General features: G+C 40.9%; 22 protein-coding genes. 14 read left to right on the forward strand and 8 right to left on the reverse strand.

Annotated features, from left to right (window positions below; all coding sequences use genetic code 11):
* Nucleotides 1–32 precede the first annotated feature (32 nt).
* From ACN20O_RS12060 to ACN20O_RS12070, 3 genes are all read right to left on the reverse strand, one after another.
* On the reverse strand, nucleotides 33–683 hold the full coding sequence (locus ACN20O_RS12060) for a hypothetical protein (RefSeq protein ID WP_102242556.1): 651 nt from the start codon (nucleotides 681–683) through the stop codon (nucleotides 33–35).
* 243 nt (nucleotides 684–926) lie between these two features.
* Entirely contained in the window at nucleotides 927–2,129 is a 1,203-nt protein-coding gene (locus ACN20O_RS12065; RefSeq protein ID WP_491634179.1) for a hypothetical protein, read from the reverse strand.
* Between the two features lie 110 nt (nucleotides 2,130–2,239).
* Nucleotides 2,240–2,917, reverse strand: coding sequence for an HAD family hydrolase (locus ACN20O_RS12070; RefSeq protein WP_491634180.1), 678 nt, complete (start codon nucleotides 2,915–2,917; stop codon nucleotides 2,240–2,242).
* A 67-nt stretch (nucleotides 2,918–2,984) separates the two neighbouring features.
* Between ACN20O_RS12070 and ACN20O_RS12075 the strand changes: the two genes are divergently transcribed.
* Both ACN20O_RS12075 and ACN20O_RS12080 read left to right on the forward strand, forming a co-directional pair.
* Nucleotides 2,985–3,458, forward strand: a complete 474-nt coding sequence (locus tag ACN20O_RS12075; RefSeq protein ID WP_491634181.1) for a hypothetical protein — start codon at nucleotides 2,985–2,987, stop codon at nucleotides 3,456–3,458.
* A gap of 80 nt (nucleotides 3,459–3,538) precedes the next feature.
* Nucleotides 3,539–3,832 (forward strand): hypothetical protein, encoded by a 294-nt coding sequence (locus tag ACN20O_RS12080; protein WP_491634182.1) that lies wholly within the window; start codon nucleotides 3,539–3,541, stop codon nucleotides 3,830–3,832.
* Here ACN20O_RS12080 and ACN20O_RS12085 read toward each other — a convergent pair.
* Nucleotides 3,829–4,839, reverse strand: a complete 1,011-nt coding sequence (locus tag ACN20O_RS12085; protein ID WP_491634183.1) for a DHH family phosphoesterase — start codon at nucleotides 4,837–4,839, stop codon at nucleotides 3,829–3,831. The two genes, ACN20O_RS12080 and ACN20O_RS12085, sit on opposite strands and share 4 nt — an antisense overlap.
* Before the next feature lie 160 nt (nucleotides 4,840–4,999).
* On the opposite strand from ACN20O_RS12085, the gene ACN20O_RS12090 reads away from it, so the two are divergent.
* The 9 genes from ACN20O_RS12090 (at nucleotide 5,000) to ACN20O_RS12130 (ending at nucleotide 13,427) form a co-directional block, all read left to right on the forward strand.
* Nucleotides 5,000–5,845, forward strand: a complete 846-nt coding sequence (locus tag ACN20O_RS12090; RefSeq protein ID WP_491634184.1) for an ABC transporter ATP-binding protein — start codon at nucleotides 5,000–5,002, stop codon at nucleotides 5,843–5,845.
* Nucleotides 5,842–6,585: an ABC transporter permease subunit gene (locus ACN20O_RS12095; RefSeq protein ID WP_102242564.1), complete on the forward strand. Its 744-nt coding sequence runs from the start codon at nucleotides 5,842–5,844 to the stop codon at nucleotides 6,583–6,585. The genes ACN20O_RS12090 and ACN20O_RS12095 overlap by 4 nt, the downstream gene beginning before the upstream one ends.
* Before the next feature lie 10 nt (nucleotides 6,586–6,595).
* A complete protein-coding gene (locus tag ACN20O_RS12100; protein ID WP_491634185.1) occupies nucleotides 6,596–8,131 on the forward strand; it encodes a GldG family protein in 1,536 nt (511 codons plus the stop codon).
* An 8-nt stretch (nucleotides 8,132–8,139) separates the two neighbouring features.
* On the forward strand, nucleotides 8,140–9,552 hold the full coding sequence (locus ACN20O_RS12105; RefSeq protein WP_491634186.1) for a hypothetical protein: 1,413 nt from the start codon (nucleotides 8,140–8,142) through the stop codon (nucleotides 9,550–9,552).
* Nucleotides 9,549–10,157 (forward strand): hypothetical protein, encoded by a 609-nt coding sequence (locus tag ACN20O_RS12110; protein ID WP_491634187.1) that lies wholly within the window; start codon nucleotides 9,549–9,551, stop codon nucleotides 10,155–10,157. Before ACN20O_RS12105 ends, ACN20O_RS12110 begins: the two co-directional genes overlap by 4 nt.
* 130 nt (nucleotides 10,158–10,287) lie before the next feature.
* A complete protein-coding gene (locus ACN20O_RS12115) occupies nucleotides 10,288–10,926 on the forward strand; it encodes a thymidine kinase (protein WP_491634188.1) in 639 nt (212 codons plus the stop codon).
* Between the two features lie 44 nt (nucleotides 10,927–10,970).
* The gene (gene hpt / locus ACN20O_RS12120) at nucleotides 10,971–11,495 is read left to right on the forward strand and encodes a hypoxanthine phosphoribosyltransferase (protein ID WP_491634189.1); all 525 of its coding nucleotides are present in this window, start codon (nucleotides 10,971–10,973) and stop codon (nucleotides 11,493–11,495) included.
* Nucleotides 11,496–11,544: 49 nt separating this feature from the next.
* Nucleotides 11,545–12,501: a GHMP family kinase ATP-binding protein gene (locus ACN20O_RS12125; protein ID WP_491634190.1), complete on the forward strand. Its 957-nt coding sequence runs from the start codon at nucleotides 11,545–11,547 to the stop codon at nucleotides 12,499–12,501.
* Nucleotides 12,501–13,427 (forward strand): hypothetical protein, encoded by a 927-nt coding sequence (locus ACN20O_RS12130; protein WP_491634191.1) that lies wholly within the window; start codon nucleotides 12,501–12,503, stop codon nucleotides 13,425–13,427. The genes ACN20O_RS12125 and ACN20O_RS12130 overlap by 1 nt, the downstream gene beginning before the upstream one ends.
* Here ACN20O_RS12130 and ACN20O_RS12135 read toward each other — a convergent pair.
* The gene (locus ACN20O_RS12135) at nucleotides 13,424–13,894 is read right to left on the reverse strand and encodes a hypothetical protein (RefSeq protein ID WP_491634192.1); all 471 of its coding nucleotides are present in this window, start codon (nucleotides 13,892–13,894) and stop codon (nucleotides 13,424–13,426) included. The two genes, ACN20O_RS12130 and ACN20O_RS12135, sit on opposite strands and share 4 nt — an antisense overlap.
* Nucleotides 13,891–14,436, reverse strand: coding sequence for an RNA polymerase sigma factor (locus ACN20O_RS12140; protein ID WP_491634193.1), 546 nt, complete (start codon nucleotides 14,434–14,436; stop codon nucleotides 13,891–13,893). The genes ACN20O_RS12135 and ACN20O_RS12140 overlap by 4 nt, the downstream gene beginning before the upstream one ends.
* 67 nt (nucleotides 14,437–14,503) lie before the next feature.
* Between ACN20O_RS12140 and ACN20O_RS12145 the strand changes: the two genes are divergently transcribed.
* Genes ACN20O_RS12145 through ACN20O_RS12155 form a run of 3 tightly spaced genes read left to right on the forward strand, consistent with a single transcriptional unit; the run spans nucleotide 14,504 to nucleotide 15,807 of the window.
* Complete coding sequence (locus ACN20O_RS12145; protein WP_491634194.1) at nucleotides 14,504–15,151, forward strand: hypothetical protein; 648 nt, start codon at nucleotides 14,504–14,506, stop codon at nucleotides 15,149–15,151.
* A 13-nt stretch (nucleotides 15,152–15,164) separates the two neighbouring features.
* Nucleotides 15,165–15,437, forward strand: coding sequence for a heavy-metal-associated domain-containing protein (locus tag ACN20O_RS12150; protein WP_491634195.1), 273 nt, complete (start codon nucleotides 15,165–15,167; stop codon nucleotides 15,435–15,437).
* Nucleotides 15,424–15,807 (forward strand): hypothetical protein, encoded by a 384-nt coding sequence (locus ACN20O_RS12155; protein WP_491634196.1) that lies wholly within the window; start codon nucleotides 15,424–15,426, stop codon nucleotides 15,805–15,807. The genes ACN20O_RS12150 and ACN20O_RS12155 overlap by 14 nt, the downstream gene beginning before the upstream one ends.
* Here ACN20O_RS12155 and ACN20O_RS12160 read toward each other — a convergent pair.
* Nucleotides 15,776–16,198 (reverse strand): hypothetical protein, encoded by a 423-nt coding sequence (locus ACN20O_RS12160; RefSeq protein WP_491634197.1) that lies wholly within the window; start codon nucleotides 16,196–16,198, stop codon nucleotides 15,776–15,778. The two genes, ACN20O_RS12155 and ACN20O_RS12160, sit on opposite strands and share 32 nt — an antisense overlap.
* Nucleotides 16,185–16,688 (reverse strand): hypothetical protein, encoded by a 504-nt coding sequence (locus ACN20O_RS12165; RefSeq protein WP_491634198.1) that lies wholly within the window; start codon nucleotides 16,686–16,688, stop codon nucleotides 16,185–16,187. Before ACN20O_RS12165 ends, ACN20O_RS12160 begins: the two co-directional genes overlap by 14 nt.
* Between the last annotated feature and the right edge of the window lie 22 nt (nucleotides 16,689–16,710).

Genomic DNA, 16,710 nt, shown 5'->3' on the forward strand with positions numbered 1-16,710 from the left:
GGGGCTAAAGAAGAAGATTATTTTTTTATGGATTAGTTATATTTTTTAGCAACAGATTTCAGCTGAGACTGAACACTTGATGACATATCCAACATTAACAGGATACCAGCGTTTTCACCGTTCGCGTCTTCACCAACTAGAGAGATGTTACCAATTCTGTTTGAACCTGTGTAATATCTTGCTGTAATGATCGAGTTACCAATTCCTAAACTCTTAACTGGGATGAATACACCAAACAGTTTTGGCCCCAGGTAGAAGCTCATATTCTTAAACTTCTCGATCGAGAAAGCTACTGCCGGTAAACGTCCGCCAGCTACACCTGGTAGAGAACGTCCACCAGGAAGTGTTGCAGGGTCAAGCGTTTGAAGGCTAGTATTAAATACGTCTTTTAGAGAAACAGAGATCGCCATTAGAGTTCCAGCTGATTGAAGGTCTGGAGAAATCTCTAGGTACGAGTTTGGATACTTCGGAATGTTGTAACGAAGTCCACCATCAAGTTGTAGGTTTTGGAAAACCATTGAGATTAAAACATTGTCTTGAACTAACGTTACAGACATGTTGTTTACACCCGGTACCTGGATGTTAGATGAGCTGGTACCATCACCACATGAAGTTGAGAGAACGCCTGCAGTAAGAGCGACTGACAGGACAAGGGCCTTAGTGTTCGAAAAGATCTTCATCATACGACTTCCATTAGAAGCTTGTTGTGGTTCTTCTTATCAACTAGGGTCAACGTGAACAGACGTACCGTAGAAGACTCACAAACGTTTTTTCAAAGTAAGAGAAGATTACTCGGATATTTAACCAGCTTCAAGGAAAGCAAGCGTGCTAAGAAATTTGAGGAGTTACAAAAAGGGCACCTTTTTAAAAGTGCCCAGTATTTGTGTGTTTGTTGAAAAGGGCATTGGAATAGTCAAGAGTTAGGACTAAAACACGGCCTTGAGTGTAAGGCTTCCAGCGTGTTGTTTGTAATCACCAAAAAAGTGTCCGTAGGAAGCCGCTAGTGAAAGGTACTGAGAGAAACTGTAGCGTGCAGTAGCATCTGCAAGAGTGTTCTTTTCATCTTTTTTTGTCGTAGTGTTGTAGAAAACTCCGTAACCACCACCAACAGTTGCACTAAATTCTTGCGTGAAGATTTTTGAGAAACGAAGCATGTGTAATTGATCATCAGATTGTTTGTTTCCTAACCCAAAACCAACTGTTCTTAACTTAATAGAAGACTGGTTGTGATCTGGAGAGTTGTTAACAACACTTGAAAGTGAGTCGAATCCGCCTGCAATTAAACCACCATCAAGTGTGGCCATAGACTGGAACTCAACTTTGAAGATTTCAAAGTCGTGCGCTAGTTTTAAAGCAGCAGCGTGGTGCTCGTCTTTGTAATAAGCAGATCCACCCCATAAAAGAGTGTAGTAGAAGTTGAAATCAATTCCAGCTAGTGATCCTTCAAGTTGAGGAGAGAATTGTTTTACGTTATCAAGATTCACGCCATTGAATCCTGATGTCGCTGCATTGTATTTTCTCGCCGTCCAGTATCCTGTCTGAAGCGCGTATTTCATTCCTGAGAAAGCACCGTAGTAGTTAAGCGAGTACATATCAACATCGTCTTTAGCGTTGTTTAGTGCACCTTCGGCTCTTTTGTCGTAAGCAAAAGCTACGGCATCGTAGTTGTCACGGATTTTAATCACCTGAATTCTGTCTCTTCTGTCATCAGAAGTAACGAAGCTTCCTGGAGTCGTTACTGCATGGCGACCAACAGATGTGATCCAGTTGTTTTTTGAGTATTCAATAACTGCGTGGTCTAAGCGAGTAACGTTGTCGTTTCCGAATCCATCATCATTTGTTCCACCAACAGCAGTTCCTGTGTTTTGAGTTGTTGAAGAGTAGATACCTTTATGGTTATCACCTTCCCAGCTATCACTAGCTAAAACAGCTCCGATTTTTACTGACAGGTTGTCATCAGGTTTTGCGATGACATTCAATCTGAAAAATTGATTGAAGGCCTGAGTTCCGTTGTTACCTGTTGAGTTTTTGAAGTAACCACGAACGTAAGCATCACCAGAATAAGAAAGTTTTGTTTCTGCGTGAGCAACAGAAAGAAGAAGAGTGAGTAAAAACACTAATGCTTTCATTTAAGAAGTCTCCTGAATTTTTGAAGGCAAAAGAGTCTATCAGGCATCCTTTGTTGTCAAAGGAATAACCCTATCTTTTTGACTTCTCAAGGACTTAATGCAAGGAGTATTTAATAGTCGGCGTGAAAGTTCACCAATTCGATGTATTCACCTTCGATTGTCTGGGCGCCGCCATGATGGGCAAAGGCCGTGACTCGAATCACTTGAGCACCTGAAGCGTTCCCAGCTTTGATACCGGTCGGTGAGTCTTCAAAGATGATTGAGCGTTCGTGGTTAGTGTTTAATCTCTTCATGGCTTCGATGTATGGATCGGGGTGTGGCTTGGTTAAAGTTGTTTGATTGCGGCCCATCTGAATTTTCATAAAGTGATCCAGGCCAAAACATTTCATCGTTTCATGAACGATGATGTCTTCGCTGGCACTGACAACCGCGCACATTTTATTTTCTTGTTTCAGGTGATTTAAAAATGGAAGAAGACCAGGAGTGATGTACTGGTCTTTTTCATGGTCTTTTAATTGTTTAAAGAGATTGATCAGGTGATAATTTTTCTGTTGGATCGCACGGTCGATTTCTTTGTCAGAGAGCTGAGGGCAAACTGTCTTTAGCACTACGTGATCGGTCATTCCGTAAAACTGATCGATACAGGCCATGAGGTCAACTTTCACTCCCATTTCCGCTAAAACAATGACGGCTGCCTTGGCGTGCAGAGGCTCTGTATTGACGAGAGTCCCGTCCATATCAAAGAGAATCGCATCTTTAAGTCGTACTAGAGTCTTTAAGTCGGTCATGTTTTGCCCGGTAAAAATTTAAGGGAATGTTTGTTATAATCTTACTAGAGAGAGTAAGGACTATACCATGAAAATCTTCCGAAATGAATCGACAGTTTCATCCTCATCAGCAAAGACCGAGAAAGTTTCTTCGAAAGAAGGCAAAGGCATTTCTCGCAAAAAGCCGACACCGCCGGAAAGAAAAAATATCAGCGCCAGCGAAATAAAAGAAAAGCTTGCTGCTCATGTGGAAACATCGGATGCTGCTAAAAATATGGCGATTAAAAGCAACTCTAAAAAGTTAGGTGAAGGCTTTCTTAATGACAGTGTAAAACCTGAATTTATTAAGCCCTCTGCTGTAGATGAAGTAAAAGTAGAGAAGCCTGACATCGATGAGGACAATGCTCCCAATACAAAAAACCTAACCATCAAAAGCGATATCGCTCTCAATGACCCTAAAGACACCAACACTCAGGAGAAGTTAAAAACAGTGCTTTCAAAAGGCGCTTTTAATTTCAACCCTAAGGAGAGAGAAGCTCTCGAGAAGATCCTGGGCCAGTAAACCTGTAAAAATTACAAGACCTCCCAGTCTATTCCAGTTTCATAGTAGAATAGGACATCAATTTTTTTAAGAGGTGTCCCGTGAAAGCTATTTTATTATCTTTTTTAATTCTAAGCTCAAACGTTGTTCTTGCTGACACATTAGTCTGTTCAAATGAAGAAGTGACAGCTTCTCTTGAATCGGGAATCTTAAATGTAAATGGTGTATCGCTTGAGTGTCTGGAAACAGAAGGCGATGTATGTACAGCTATCAACTTTGAAACAGTAGAAACAACTGTTCTTACCCATAACAAAGAATCAAACACAGCTAAGCTTGAGTTAATGCCAGCACCAGGTGCAGGTAAAATCACTGTGATTGATTTAGTTTGCCGTTAAGAGTGCTTAGGCGCTTCTTTCGCTTCTGCAATTAATAACATTTCATGAAGTTTATCGACTGTTTGTTTGATAACAACATCAAGTGACCCATTGATAATGGCCGCTGCTGAGTGATCGTGACCTCCGCCTCCAAGAGCGCGTGCCATAACCCCAACATCAACAGTTCCAATTGAGCGAAGTGAAACTTTGATATCAGGTCCCATTTCTCTGAACATGATAGCAACTTTGATATTGTCTAAAACCAACAAGTGGTTGATGAAAGCAAGCGTATCTTCCGAATCAACGTTGAACTTGTTAAGCAGTTCTTCAGTTAAAGTCAGCCAAGCGACTTTCTCATCTTTTGTAGTGTGAGCGCTTGCCAGGACTTTTCCCAGAAGTTTCATATAAGAGATTTTCTTTGTTCCGTAGATCATGTTGTAGGCGTGAGGAGGGCGAACTCCTGTATCCATCAAACTTCCAATCAGGCGGTGAGTGTTTCCAGTTACAGTCGGGTAGCGGAAACTTGAAGTATCAATCAAGATGGCCGTGTATAAAGGCAGGGCCATTTCTCTATTTAGTGGAACATCAAGAGACTGAATCAGCTCTCCGGCCAGCTCTCCCGTCGCCGCTTTACTTGTATCGATGCAGTTTTCGGCCATGACTTCTTTCGGGCATGGGTGGTGATCGATAAAAAGAAGGGAAGGAGCTTTTTTAGCGATGGCCTTCATTCCTTCTCCAATTCTCTCTAATGAGTTTGTATCAGTGACGATGAAGAGATCAACTTCGGCTTCCGGGTAGAATGCCAGGTAATCTTCGCGTGAAATGACCACATCTTCCGGATCGAGGTACTTGTAGCGTTCAAGTAATGGTTCCTCGTTTACACAAATAGCATTTTTGCCTAAAGAGCGCATTGCAAGACAAAGAGCAATCTCACTTCCAATACCATCAGCATCAGGAATGATGTGAGTAGAGATGACGATGTTCTCGGCTTTTTTTGTGTAATGATGAAATCTTTCGATAATGTTCATAGCATTAATAATTTACACTAAATTTTTTTCAAATGCTGTACTTTTTGTTACGATTTTCCACATTAAGCCGCTTTTTAGCGACATTTATTCATTAACACTACGTGGTCCTATGGAATTAGCGATAGAAATTCAAAATTTATGTAAGAACTATCCTGGACGCATGGCTTTAGATAATGTGTCTTTTGCTGTGAAAAAAGGAAGCATTCATGGCTTTTTAGGGCCAAACGGCGCAGGGAAATCCACGACGATGAAGATCTTAAGTGGTCTTATTCCAGAATCGAGCGGTTCATTTAAAGTGAATGGGAAAGTGGGATTTTTGCCGGAACATCCTCCAGTTTATCCCAACATGAGCGTGGAAGATTATTTAAAATTTGTTTTTGCCATCTATGCAATCGTTATCAACGAAGCACGAGTTGATGAAGTTATGCAGAAGACTGGTTTGACGGACGTCAAAGACAGACTGATTGGCAACCTTTCAAAAGGCTACCAACAAAGAGTAGGGATTGCTCAGGCGATTATTCATTCACCAGAAATTATCATCCTCGATGAGCCTACAGTTGGTCTTGACCCTGTAGCGATTCAAGACATCAGGTCCCTCATCCTGGAATTAAAAAACGAACACACCATTTTATTTTCATCTCACCAGTTGCATGAAGTTGAACTTCTATGCTCTGAGATCACACTGATTAATCGCGGAGAGATCGTTGTTTCAGGTTCAATTGAGACGATTTTAAGCAGTCTTAAAACAAATATGAGTATTAAGGCGCGTGTTCTTTCTTTTTCGGAAGAACAAAAGAAAAAACTAGAAAGCACTTTTGCAGTTGAACATGTAGAAGCTACTTTTGATGAAGAACAAAAAAACACCTTGTTAAAAATTGTAACAAAAGGCAAGGCCGATATTCGCTCTGAACTTTCTCGTTTTCTGGTGGCACCAGAGATTGGACTTTTAGAATTTGCAGAGGAGCGCGGTGAGCTTGAAGATCTTTTCAAACGGATTCACGAATGATCTATTGTAAAAAAATTATGGTTTTGGCCAAAAAAGAGCTTAGGGACGCTTTTTCTTCCCCTTTAGTTTATGTTCTCGCGGGATTGTTTTCTTTAATGATGGGCTGGTTGTTTTTTAACTACCTGGTTCAGTCAAAGCAGATGACAACAACGACGATGACGATGGGAGTGATTACTCCAATCTTTGGAAATATTAACTTCATCTTTATTTTCCTTTGTCCGCTGATTACGATGCGCTCATTTGCTGAAGAAAAAAAGCAACACACACTGGATCTTCTTTTAAGATCGGAGCTGACAGAGATGCAGATCATTTTAGGAAAATTCATTTCCAACGTGGCGATGGTTCTTTTTATGCTGTCACTGACTCTTCTTTTTCCACTCATTCTTTCTTTTTCTGGTTACAGTGACTGGGGAGTGGTGTGGAGTTCTTATTTAGGAATTGTTCTTTCGATTATGGCCTATACGGCTGTAGGGCTTTTTTGTTCAAGCTTAACCGACAACCAGATCGTGGCCAGTCTTTTGACGTTTTGTATTCTTTTGGGATCAATGCTGCTGGTAATTTCCGTCAATGCAACTAACAACTATCTTCTAGCACTGATGGTTCAGTACCTCACAATTCCTTTTCACTATGAAGGTTTTACCAGAGGCCTTCTGCGCTCATACAGTGTCGTGTACTTCTTGTCTTTTTATGCTTTTTTCTTTTTATTAACCCTGAAGTCTCTTCAGTCGAGAAAGTGGTAAGGGGATAAAAATGAAAAAATGGTACAACATTCTTCTAGCTATTATTATCAGTGTCCTTTACCTCGTGGTTGTTGCTTTGTGGATTTCAATCCCTGAGGAATTGACCTTAAATATCGCCGTAACGGCCGTGGCAATGGGCCTGACGTGTGTTTCGATTTATTTAAACCGTGTCAACCTCTCGGTTTATTACCAAAGCAATCACTTTAAAAAGCTTCAGGAAACGTTAGTTTTTTTTGCACTCTTATTTTCCCTTTTTGGAGTGGGGAATTACTGGGCATATAAACACCCGTCGCAGTTTGACTGGTCGGTGATCAAGTTAAATTCGCTGACAGACCAGACCAAAAATATCCTCAAAGAAATGAAGGAGCCGATTACCTTTAAAATGTTTGCCAGAAAGCAGGAGTCGCTTCCGTGGATGGCGCTGTTAGAATTTTATCGTGCAGAAAAGCCTTCAATTAATATTGAAAAAATCGACATTGATGTCCGCCCGGATTTAGTGGGGGATTACCAAATTAGCGATGCAGCCACTCTGGTTATCGAATACAATGGCAAACGCCAGAAAGTGACTGAAAGAGATGAGCTCAATATCACGAATGGACTGATTAAGATTTCCCGCAACCAGGACCCGGTGGTTTATTTTGTTCAAGGTCATGGTGAAGGGGATATTAACTCTCAGGAAAATGAAGGATTGAAATTTATCTTCGAGTCAGCAAAAAACTCGGCGATGGATATTCGTCCGCTTAATCTTCTGACAACTCAAGTGATTCCTTATGATGCCAAAGCAATTGTTCTTTGGGGACCAAAAACGGCACTTCACGCCTCAGAGATTAATGTTCTTAAAGAGTTCTTAGAGAGAAAAGGAAACCTGATGGTGGCCATTGATCCGGAACTTAACGGTGACGTTCATCAAGACCTAAGGACCCTGTTAAGAGCATATAAAATGATCGTGAGAAACGATCTGGTGATTGATAGAAAAAGCTTCGTTAACGGCTCAAACGGCTCTATTCCACTGGTTGATCATTTTGATCACGACAGTGAAATCACTAAAAATTTTAAAGGACAAATTTTCTTTCCTCTGGCAGCTTCGCTGGACCCGATTCCAGACCAAGTGGTACCGGGAATGAAAGGAGTCGTGAAGTCTTTGGCCTCTTCAACTCCTTTTCCAGATTCATGGGGAGAGACGAGCTTAAAAGAACTTGCCGCTCAGAATATGCAGTACACTCAGGGCGAAGACCGTCCCGGCCCACTAAGCCTGGCGCTGACATTTGAAAGTGACACTAACCGAATTGCTGTTTTTGGAAACTCTTCATTTGTTTATAATGCTTACTCAAAATTTGGCAGCAACTATGCTTTCTTCTTAAACTCACTGTCATGGGTTGTTGGAGAAGACCGTTTGATCTCGTTTAACCTTCCTATTGTTCAGAGTGAGCCGATCTTTATTTCTGCTCCTCAGATGGGGATTATTTTTTATTTCTCAGTGCTTTTCTCTCCGCTTGTTCTTTTTGGATTGGCGATTTTTATGTACAGAAGAAAGCGCGATAAATAAGGGAAGTAATGAAAGAAAAAATTTTAAAACATAAGAACCTGGCACTCTTTATCATTCTAGTGATTGCACTGGCCGGGACTTATATCTTTGAAGAAAGAAGCAACAGGATTAAAGAGGCCACTGAGGCCAAAAAAAATGCGCTTTTAAATTCTGAAGGACTGGGAGAAATCACCAGCATTCAGGGGATCAAACTCAATTTTGAACGTCGTGGAGGTTTCTTTTATGATAAAGAAACCAACATGAGATTAAGGGAAGAAAGACTAAACGAGTTTTTTACGATCTTAGGCGGTTTAAAAGTTAAGACATTCCTCAATCAGGAAGAAGTGGCCAAAGTCGGCGAGAGTTTTTATATCCCAGACCCTTCGATGAAGATGACTTTTAACTTTGATAAAGGGCAAATGACTTTTATACTGGGAAAAAAGCTTGATTATGACCAGACATTTTATATGCAGGTTGTGCGCGATAATAAATCGCAGATCGTGATCGTGAGTGATGAATCACCGGACCCTGGAGTTTATGAGAGCGATGATCAATACAAAAGATCAGACGCCAAGTTTAAAAGGCTCCAAGTCGTTTTTTTCCTGACTAACAAGTATTTCTACGACACCAGAGTCTTCAGGGATTTTAGTTACCCAGAGGATAAAATCAATTTTGAAACCATCAGGATTGCGACGTTTAGAAATAAGGCCTATTCAATTTCTTTTAAAGATTCGACGACAAAACCGGCCCCTCCAAAGGGCATTGAATACTTTGATGAAAACTGGGTGTCTTTTCACCAGTTCCTTTCAAAGCTGGAAGGAAAGAGCATTTATTATCCGGCCAACCCGGCCTTATTAGATGAGATCCTTTCACAGTTTGAAGTGGTCGATAGAGAAAATCGCAAGTACACGCTGAGTGTTTATAAGAAGTACGGCGAAGATAACGGCTACTTTTTAAAGACGAGTCTGGATAATATCGTCTATCAATTAAAGCCTGAAGACGCGCAGTACTTTTTCGTCAATGTTCAGGATTTCTGGCGCAAAGTGATTGCTCCAAAAGAAAAGAGTTATAACCTGAGCGTTTCTTTTTATGATGGGAAAACTGAAACGGTAAAAGTGGAAGATAAAGAGCTCTTCAAAGTTCTTCCGACAAACAACAAATACACTGAAGCATCAATTAGAGCTTTGGAATTTAAACGCCTGATTGAGTTCTTTAAAATGGAAGGCAATCACGTCAATGATTTGGATATAAGTCCAACTGATTTACTCAAGAAAAATATCCTGAGAGTTCAGTTTGATAATAGGCATTTGAGTGTTATTCTGGAAGAGAATGAAGCGATTATTGTCGACCTGGATAACAAAGTCATGGTTCACCATCTGGTCGGCGAAAAACTTCCTTTTAGTATAAGATACGAAGACTATTTTGTAGGCCCTAAAAAATGATTCACTCTCTCACTTTATATTTCCAGACCTTCCTGAGACCAACGCAAAGATCGGTGGAAGGCGAGAGGATTTCTTATTTTGAAGTGATGGGGATTTCATGGTCCCTGCATATGATCTATGCTTTTTACTCGATCTTCGCCCTTTATTTGGGAATCAAAAGCTACGAGTATCTGTCTAATTCGGCCGATTTCTCTCATTTACTTTTTGAATCCATCAATGTGACTTTCCAAAAGATCTCCTTGATGATGACCTTATTTGAAGTGATCTTTTATCCCTTCATTTTTCAATTTGGTTTTAAATTTTGGGCCTACGTTTTAAGATTTTATGCTCAGATTTTTGAATACGATGGAGAGCGCTCACTCGATATTGAAATAGAAGAGCTGCTCAATTCAATTTTTACTGCCAATTTTTTTTTAATCATCCCGATTTTCGGAAATATCTTAAGCATTCTGACGATGGGTTATTATCTCTTTAGTGGCCTTCGCGCTAAGCTGGGTTTTACTCGAGTGCAAGCTTTTTTAGTGCTTCTGACTCCACTTTTTTTGATGTTTTTAACGACTATACTCGTCGCGTCTTACTTCACGTTTCTTATATCCCTGATCTAACAACTTAAATTTTATTGATGTTAGAATTTGAAGGCCTAAACCCGATTGAAAACGGGTCATCTATCTGCCAAGATGAGAAAACACACACACAATTGTTACGATATTTTTGAGACATTTTGGGGAGAGATCTATGACTCTATTTGCAGGGATGCCAGGTAGTTCTGGAAGTATTGAGGTCGTTTGCGGACCTATGTTTTCAGGTAAAACAGAAGAGCTTATTCGAAGAGTAAAGAGAGCGCAGATCGCTCGCCAAAAAGTCCAAATTTTCAAACCAGCAATTGATAACCGATACCACGACACAGAAGTTGTCTCTCACTCATCACTTTCAATTGAAGCGACTCCAGTGAACTCTTCTATCGAAATCCTGCAAAAGGTTTATGATTCAACGAGAGTTGTAGGCATTGATGAAGTTCAATTCTTCGACGAGAGCATCTCAATTGTAGTTGAGAAACTTGCTCGCCGTGGGATTCGTGTCATTATGGCCGGTCTTGATCAGGATTATACGGGGAAATCGTTTGGTCCAATGGCCAACCTTCTGGCGATCGCTGACAATGTCACTAAGATTCAGGCCATCTGTACTGTGTGCGGAGCACCTGCTTCTAAGACATTTAGAAAAGATCCAAAAAACACTAACCAGGTTCTCGTTGGGGAAACTGATCTTTATGAGGCACGCTGCCGTGCTCATGCCGATTTCTTCGGTGAAGACCAGGACCAGTTAGCATTCTTTGTGAATTTAAACGAGTCTCGTTCCAAAACACAAAATTTATAGTACACTAGTAGGCAATATCAATCCTCCTCGCACAGGGTATTAGGATGACAAAGCCTGCTCCTATTGGTGTCTTTATTTCTGAAGAACAAATCCAGACGCGCGTGAAAGAACTCGCTGGCATGATCAATCGTGACTTTCAAGGTCAGGATGTGGTGGTTGTCGGAGTTTTAAACGGCTCTTTTATTTTTTGTGCGGATCTCGTCCGTCACATTAATACTCCAGTTAATATCGAGTTTGTTTCTCTGAGTTCATACGAGGGGACAAACAGTTCTGGTGAAGTAGCGTTCCGCATGGACGTTAAACAGTCACTGGAAGGAAAGAACGTGATCGTGGTGGAAGACATCGTCGATACGGGACTCACGATTAGTTTTCTTTTAAAACACATGAAATTAAAAAACGTGAAGAGCTTAAAGCTTTGTTCACTACTAAGAAAGAAAGCGCGCCTGAAAGTAGAGGTGCCGATTGATTACTTAGGTTTTGATATCGAAGATAAATTTGTTATTGGATATGGTTTGGATTTTGATGGGCGCTACCGTGAACTTCCATACATTGGAGTTTATGGTGAGTAAGGAAGTACTAGTAGAAGGATCTGTTCGCGTAGATTTGTTAGGGGGGACTTTGGACCTTATCCCTATCAATCTTATTTTGCCAAATGTAGTGACGTTAAACCTGGCAACATCTCTTAAAGCAAAAGTAAAAATCACTCACATCGATTTTGATGGAGTGGAAATCGTTTCAAAAGATTATAAGACTACTGATAAGTTTAACCGTGCTGATTTCACAGCAGAGAATCTTCAGAAGAATTTCTTCGGGAACTTAACATTCATCGCTCATATCCTGAATCTATTTGCTTTAACAAAAAACGTTCGTATGGAGCTTGAGTCTGGTTCTCCTCCGGGAGCAGGTCTTGGTGGTTCATCAGCGATGGGTGTAACTTGTTATGCTGCTATTTCAAAATACCTGGGAATCGAATACAACAGAATCGAAGCCATTCAAAAGATCAACGCACTAGAGGCCCTGATCATTGATTGCCCGGCCGGATACCAGGATTATTACCCAGCTTTATTCGGGGGAGTTTTAGGATTAGTTCCACGCCCGGGAGCGGTTCATGTGGAGCAGCTTTACTCAAAAGAATTAAAAGAAGTTTTAGAAAATCACATCACTCTTGTTTACTCGGGTGAGACGAGAAATTCAGGAATCAATAATTGGGAAGTCTATAAGGCCTTCTTTAACAAAGACCAAAATGTAAGACATGGTCTTGGAGAAATCGCCCGCCTTTCTCATGAAGCTTTTAAAGCGATTAAGGAAAAGAGATACAACGATCTGATTCCTTTAATTGCAGCGGAAGGGGAAGAAAGAAGAAAATTATTCCCGGGAATCCTGACTCCGAATATGAATCAACTGCACATGGTTTTAAAAGATCAGTCAGCGCATTTTGGAATGAAAATTTGTGGTGCAGGTGGAGGCGGATGTTTCCTGATTACCCATAGGCCGGGAGACCGTGAGTATATCGATCAGCTTCTTGGTAAATTCCAAATGAAGAGACTGACGTTTAATGTAGAAGGCCCACTTTAATGGATACAAATAACATCGGAAGCTTAAGTATGAAAGGTGGTAGAAATGATAATTTCTACTTCTGTCTTCTTGAATACTATCCAGACAGCAAACGATGGTTTCTTAAATCACTTCTTCCGGTTAAAGACGAAGAAGTTAATCACAACGACGACGCTATTCACGCCTGGATTAATAACTATGATGTTAAACAACTGGTAGTTGATTTCCCGCTTTCAAAACCAGCGATTGAATGTGCGAGCGATGCTGAAAAAAAGATCGACGTTGTTCAGGAAAAAATTAAAAACCTTCTTGATGAAGACCAAAAACTCATCAATGAAAATCCAAAAAGATACGAACAGGAAAGAAACAAGGCCGACGAAATCGTCTACAACCGCGACATCTTTTCAAAAGAGACGGCCCATCATCTTTTATCGCGTTCATTTAAAAGACGCCTGAAAAAAGGATTTCTTCCATACTGGAACAGGACTTTGGATTTCTGGGTTTGGAAATACTACTACGACCAGATTTTAGAGATGTTTAACACATCGTTTGATTCTTTTGGGAACGTCTCTCTTATGGTTCTTTTCCGTTTTAACTATATTAAGCGCCATTTCCCGAAGGAGCTGGAGCTTTTTGAGGCCAATGCTCACATTATTATCGTTGAGCTTCTAAGGTCTAAAATCATCCTTAAAAAAGACGTTGAGCTATTATCTGACATCGACTTAGGTTATGAAACCCGTCTTGAGACGATTAAAAAAATTGAAAGCAAGCTGGATATCTTTATCTACAACCACGACTTAGAAATCCTGGTTAAAAATCCGCGCGCTTTTGATTCTTTCCTTCTGGCCCTTGCCGGACAAAACGTGCTTTTAAAGAAAAACAGAGAACTTCCAGACTGGACAATGCCAGAAGAAACAAAATTCATTATTCCGGATTTTGGAATCTAAGCGCGGGCCAGAACTCTCGAACTGATCTCTACCGTTAAAATCACTCCCAACACAGCTCCTAAAAGCCATAGAAGAGAGAACTCGATAAAGAGGTTAGGGTTCATAATCCCGAAGAATCCAATGGAGCTTAAGATTAAAACAGAAGCTGCAAGAACTTCTTTATGTCTTAAGGCCCTGACTTCGTCACGGTTAAGGACGATACTGGCAATGAGCATTGATGTGGTTGTAAAGAAAAGTCCGCAGAGAAAGTTGCAGACAGGGAGCCCAAAAACCATAAACGTATGCATCAGGTTGATAGGAAGCTTAAAAATTTTAAAACCAAACTGCGGGCACACTGAAAGCGTAATGATAGAAGAAAGAATGTGAGCAAGAAAAACTTTTCCCATAAGATAGCTAACTTTTGGGTGTAGCTTTGCATGCACACTCGTTAGGATTTTTTCATTCACTGATGGTGGAATTTGATTCATAGGGCTTCACCTTTTCTCAATTTTGCCATAAGACGGCTGACAGTTTTTCTTAAAGAGACTTCGCTTTTACCCAGCACTTGTGAGATTTCCTCATAAGAGAGGTCGTCGATAAACTTCATGGCCAGAAGCTCCTCTTGATCGGCCTCGAGAGAGGCGAGGGCGCTGGTGTCCACCATGCTTTCCTCCTGGATGTCAGGAGAGTATTTATCAAGTCGATCCTTATATCTCTTGGCACTTCTAAAGTGATCCAGTGCCTGGGTTCTGGCGATGACAAAAAGCCATTGCTCAAATTTAAACTTATCTTTATAGAGGTGTTTGCTTTCGTGAATCTTGAGAAACACTTTTTGCAGCAAATCCTCACTCTCTGCCTGATTCCTGGTCTTCTTAAAGAGGAAATTAAACACACGTCCGCAGTAGCGGGAATAAAGCTCGCTGAAAGCTTCATAAGCTTCTGTGGGTGAATGTGTCTGGTAGATGAGCATAAGCTCCTCCGCCGAAAGCGCTTTTAAGTTGGCCAGCGTTTTCCTCTCTCGTAAACGCATACGTCACAAACCTTCAGGATGTGACGTATAGGGGGTAATACTAGCTTTATCATAGCAAGGGGCGGACGTGTTCACCAAATTTTTAACAGTTACCGGTCTATTTTTATCAATTTTCATGGGGGAAAAGGCCCATGCCCACCCGGTGGCCTATGCTGGGTCCACATCAATTATGACCTGGAATAGTAAGGAGATGAGCGACTGGATGTTGACTCATAGTTATACTTCCAAGTTTTCACTTGCGGCCCGCTACTTGCGAATGGATACACGCGATGGAGAAAGAACATTCTATATGCCTCAAGTGAATTACCTGCTTAAAAGATGGAATGAGCTGGACTCACAGGCCAACATCTATCTTTCTCTTGGGCACGGAGGGGAAAAAGTTAACTCTTCTTTTAAGAACACAACAGGGGCGGCTTTAGAAGCGGACTGGGAGTCGAGAAAATACTACGTCTCTTTTAGAGAGGACGTTCTTGTCTCTCATAAAGATTCAAAACGCAATATCTATCAAACGAAAGTCAGAGCAGGCTTCGCGCCTTACCTGGCAGAGTTTAACGAAATGAATGCCTGGTTCATTTTACAGGCCGATAAATCCAACAAAATGACTGATGAATATAAACTCACTCCTTTTATCAGACTCTTCTATCACAACATCCTCTTGGAGTTTGGATCGACGATGAAAGGGGACTCACAATTTAACTTTATGGTGCACTTTTAGGCAGGAGATTTTCATGAAAACATTATTACTAGCTACATTACTTATGTCAGGAAGCGTTTTTGCCGGAGATAAAATTGATATCACGGTAAAAGGAATGGTTTGTTCGTTCTGTTCACAAGGGATTACAAAAAAATTTAAAGAAGAAGGCGTAAAAAACGTCAACGTGGATCTGGGAAAACACTTAGTAAGTTTAGAGCTTGCTGACAATCAGAAACTAGACAATGCCCGCATTGAAAAACTTCTAACGGACGCAGGATACGGAGTAGAAAAAATTGAAACCAAATAGTGATTTACAAAAAAATATCTGGATTTCTTTTTTCAGTTTATTCACATCTATGAGTACGCTGGTGTGTTGTGCACTTCCCGCACTACTGGTGTCGATTGGATTGGGGGCGACGATGGTGGGATTGGTTTCGGCCTTTCCTGGACTCATCTGGCTTTCTGAAAATAAACTCCTGGTTTTTTCATCATCATTTGTCATGCTGGCAATTAGTTCTTACATGCAATACAGGGCGAGGTTTCTTCCTTGCCCGATTGACCCCAATGAAGCGCGCGCATGCACTAGTGCTCGTCTGTGGTCAAAACGTATTACGATCTTTTCAATTGTCGTCTGGGCGATCGGGGCTACTTTTGCACTACTGCCGATGATTCTTTAAAGAGTTTAGAGAAAACGTAATAGCCAAAAAGGTAGATGATCATCGGCAGAAGGCCAAAGCCTGAGTGCATGATTGTAATAAAAAAGAAGGCCGCGAATCCCGCAACAGAAAAAAATTTTAGGTATAAAAAAGCGGCCTTAAAGTTCTTGATCGCCAGAGCATAGACAATAGTCTGAGCGAGAATAAAAACCAGCAGGAAAAATGTCAGGCTTTGCAGCAGGATTTTATAGAGCTGGATTTGAAAATCGGGAGAGTCGATGCTCTTGGCCGCAATGCTGTTGTAGTTGTTATAATTAGTGGCCATAAAATAAAGCCACGCCATAAGTGTGAGGTCACTTAAAAAGCTAAGAGTGATCGCCAGGATCTTTTGTTGCTTTCTAGTTAGATTCAATTCCACCCTCAGGAGAGATGACGAGGCTGATCTCGCGGGTTTTATCCGCAATCACTTTCGCGACAAATTCTTTGTTTTGAATATCTTTTAAATCGTTTGAATCCATTTCACCGCTCTCTTGCCCCAGGAGATAGAGCTCTCCCATGATACTTCTTTCTAGCTCAGTATTTTTTCCGATTAAAATGATTTTATATGCACAGGTTAAAAGTCTCCACCCTGGAAGCATTTCTGAAAGCGAACCTTTTTTTACAAAGAGTGAGTACTCATCGGTCGCTGTTTTTTTCAGGATGGTTTGCGGGTAACGAATCGATTCTTTTCTCACACCTTTGACATCAAAGTGGCAGCTCATCACTGCTTGCCAGTCTGTGAGGATCAGGTTTTTTGAAACACGGATTTTGCCGTTAACTTCGGGTGCTTTAAAAGACACGACGTCGGCATAAGCTGTGCTCAAACAAAAAGCGATGAGTAGAAGAGAAAGACGTAATTTCATGCCAAAAAGTTTAGAAATTTTA

The sequence above is a fragment of the Bacteriovorax sp. As-1 genome, from assembly GCF_058446905.1.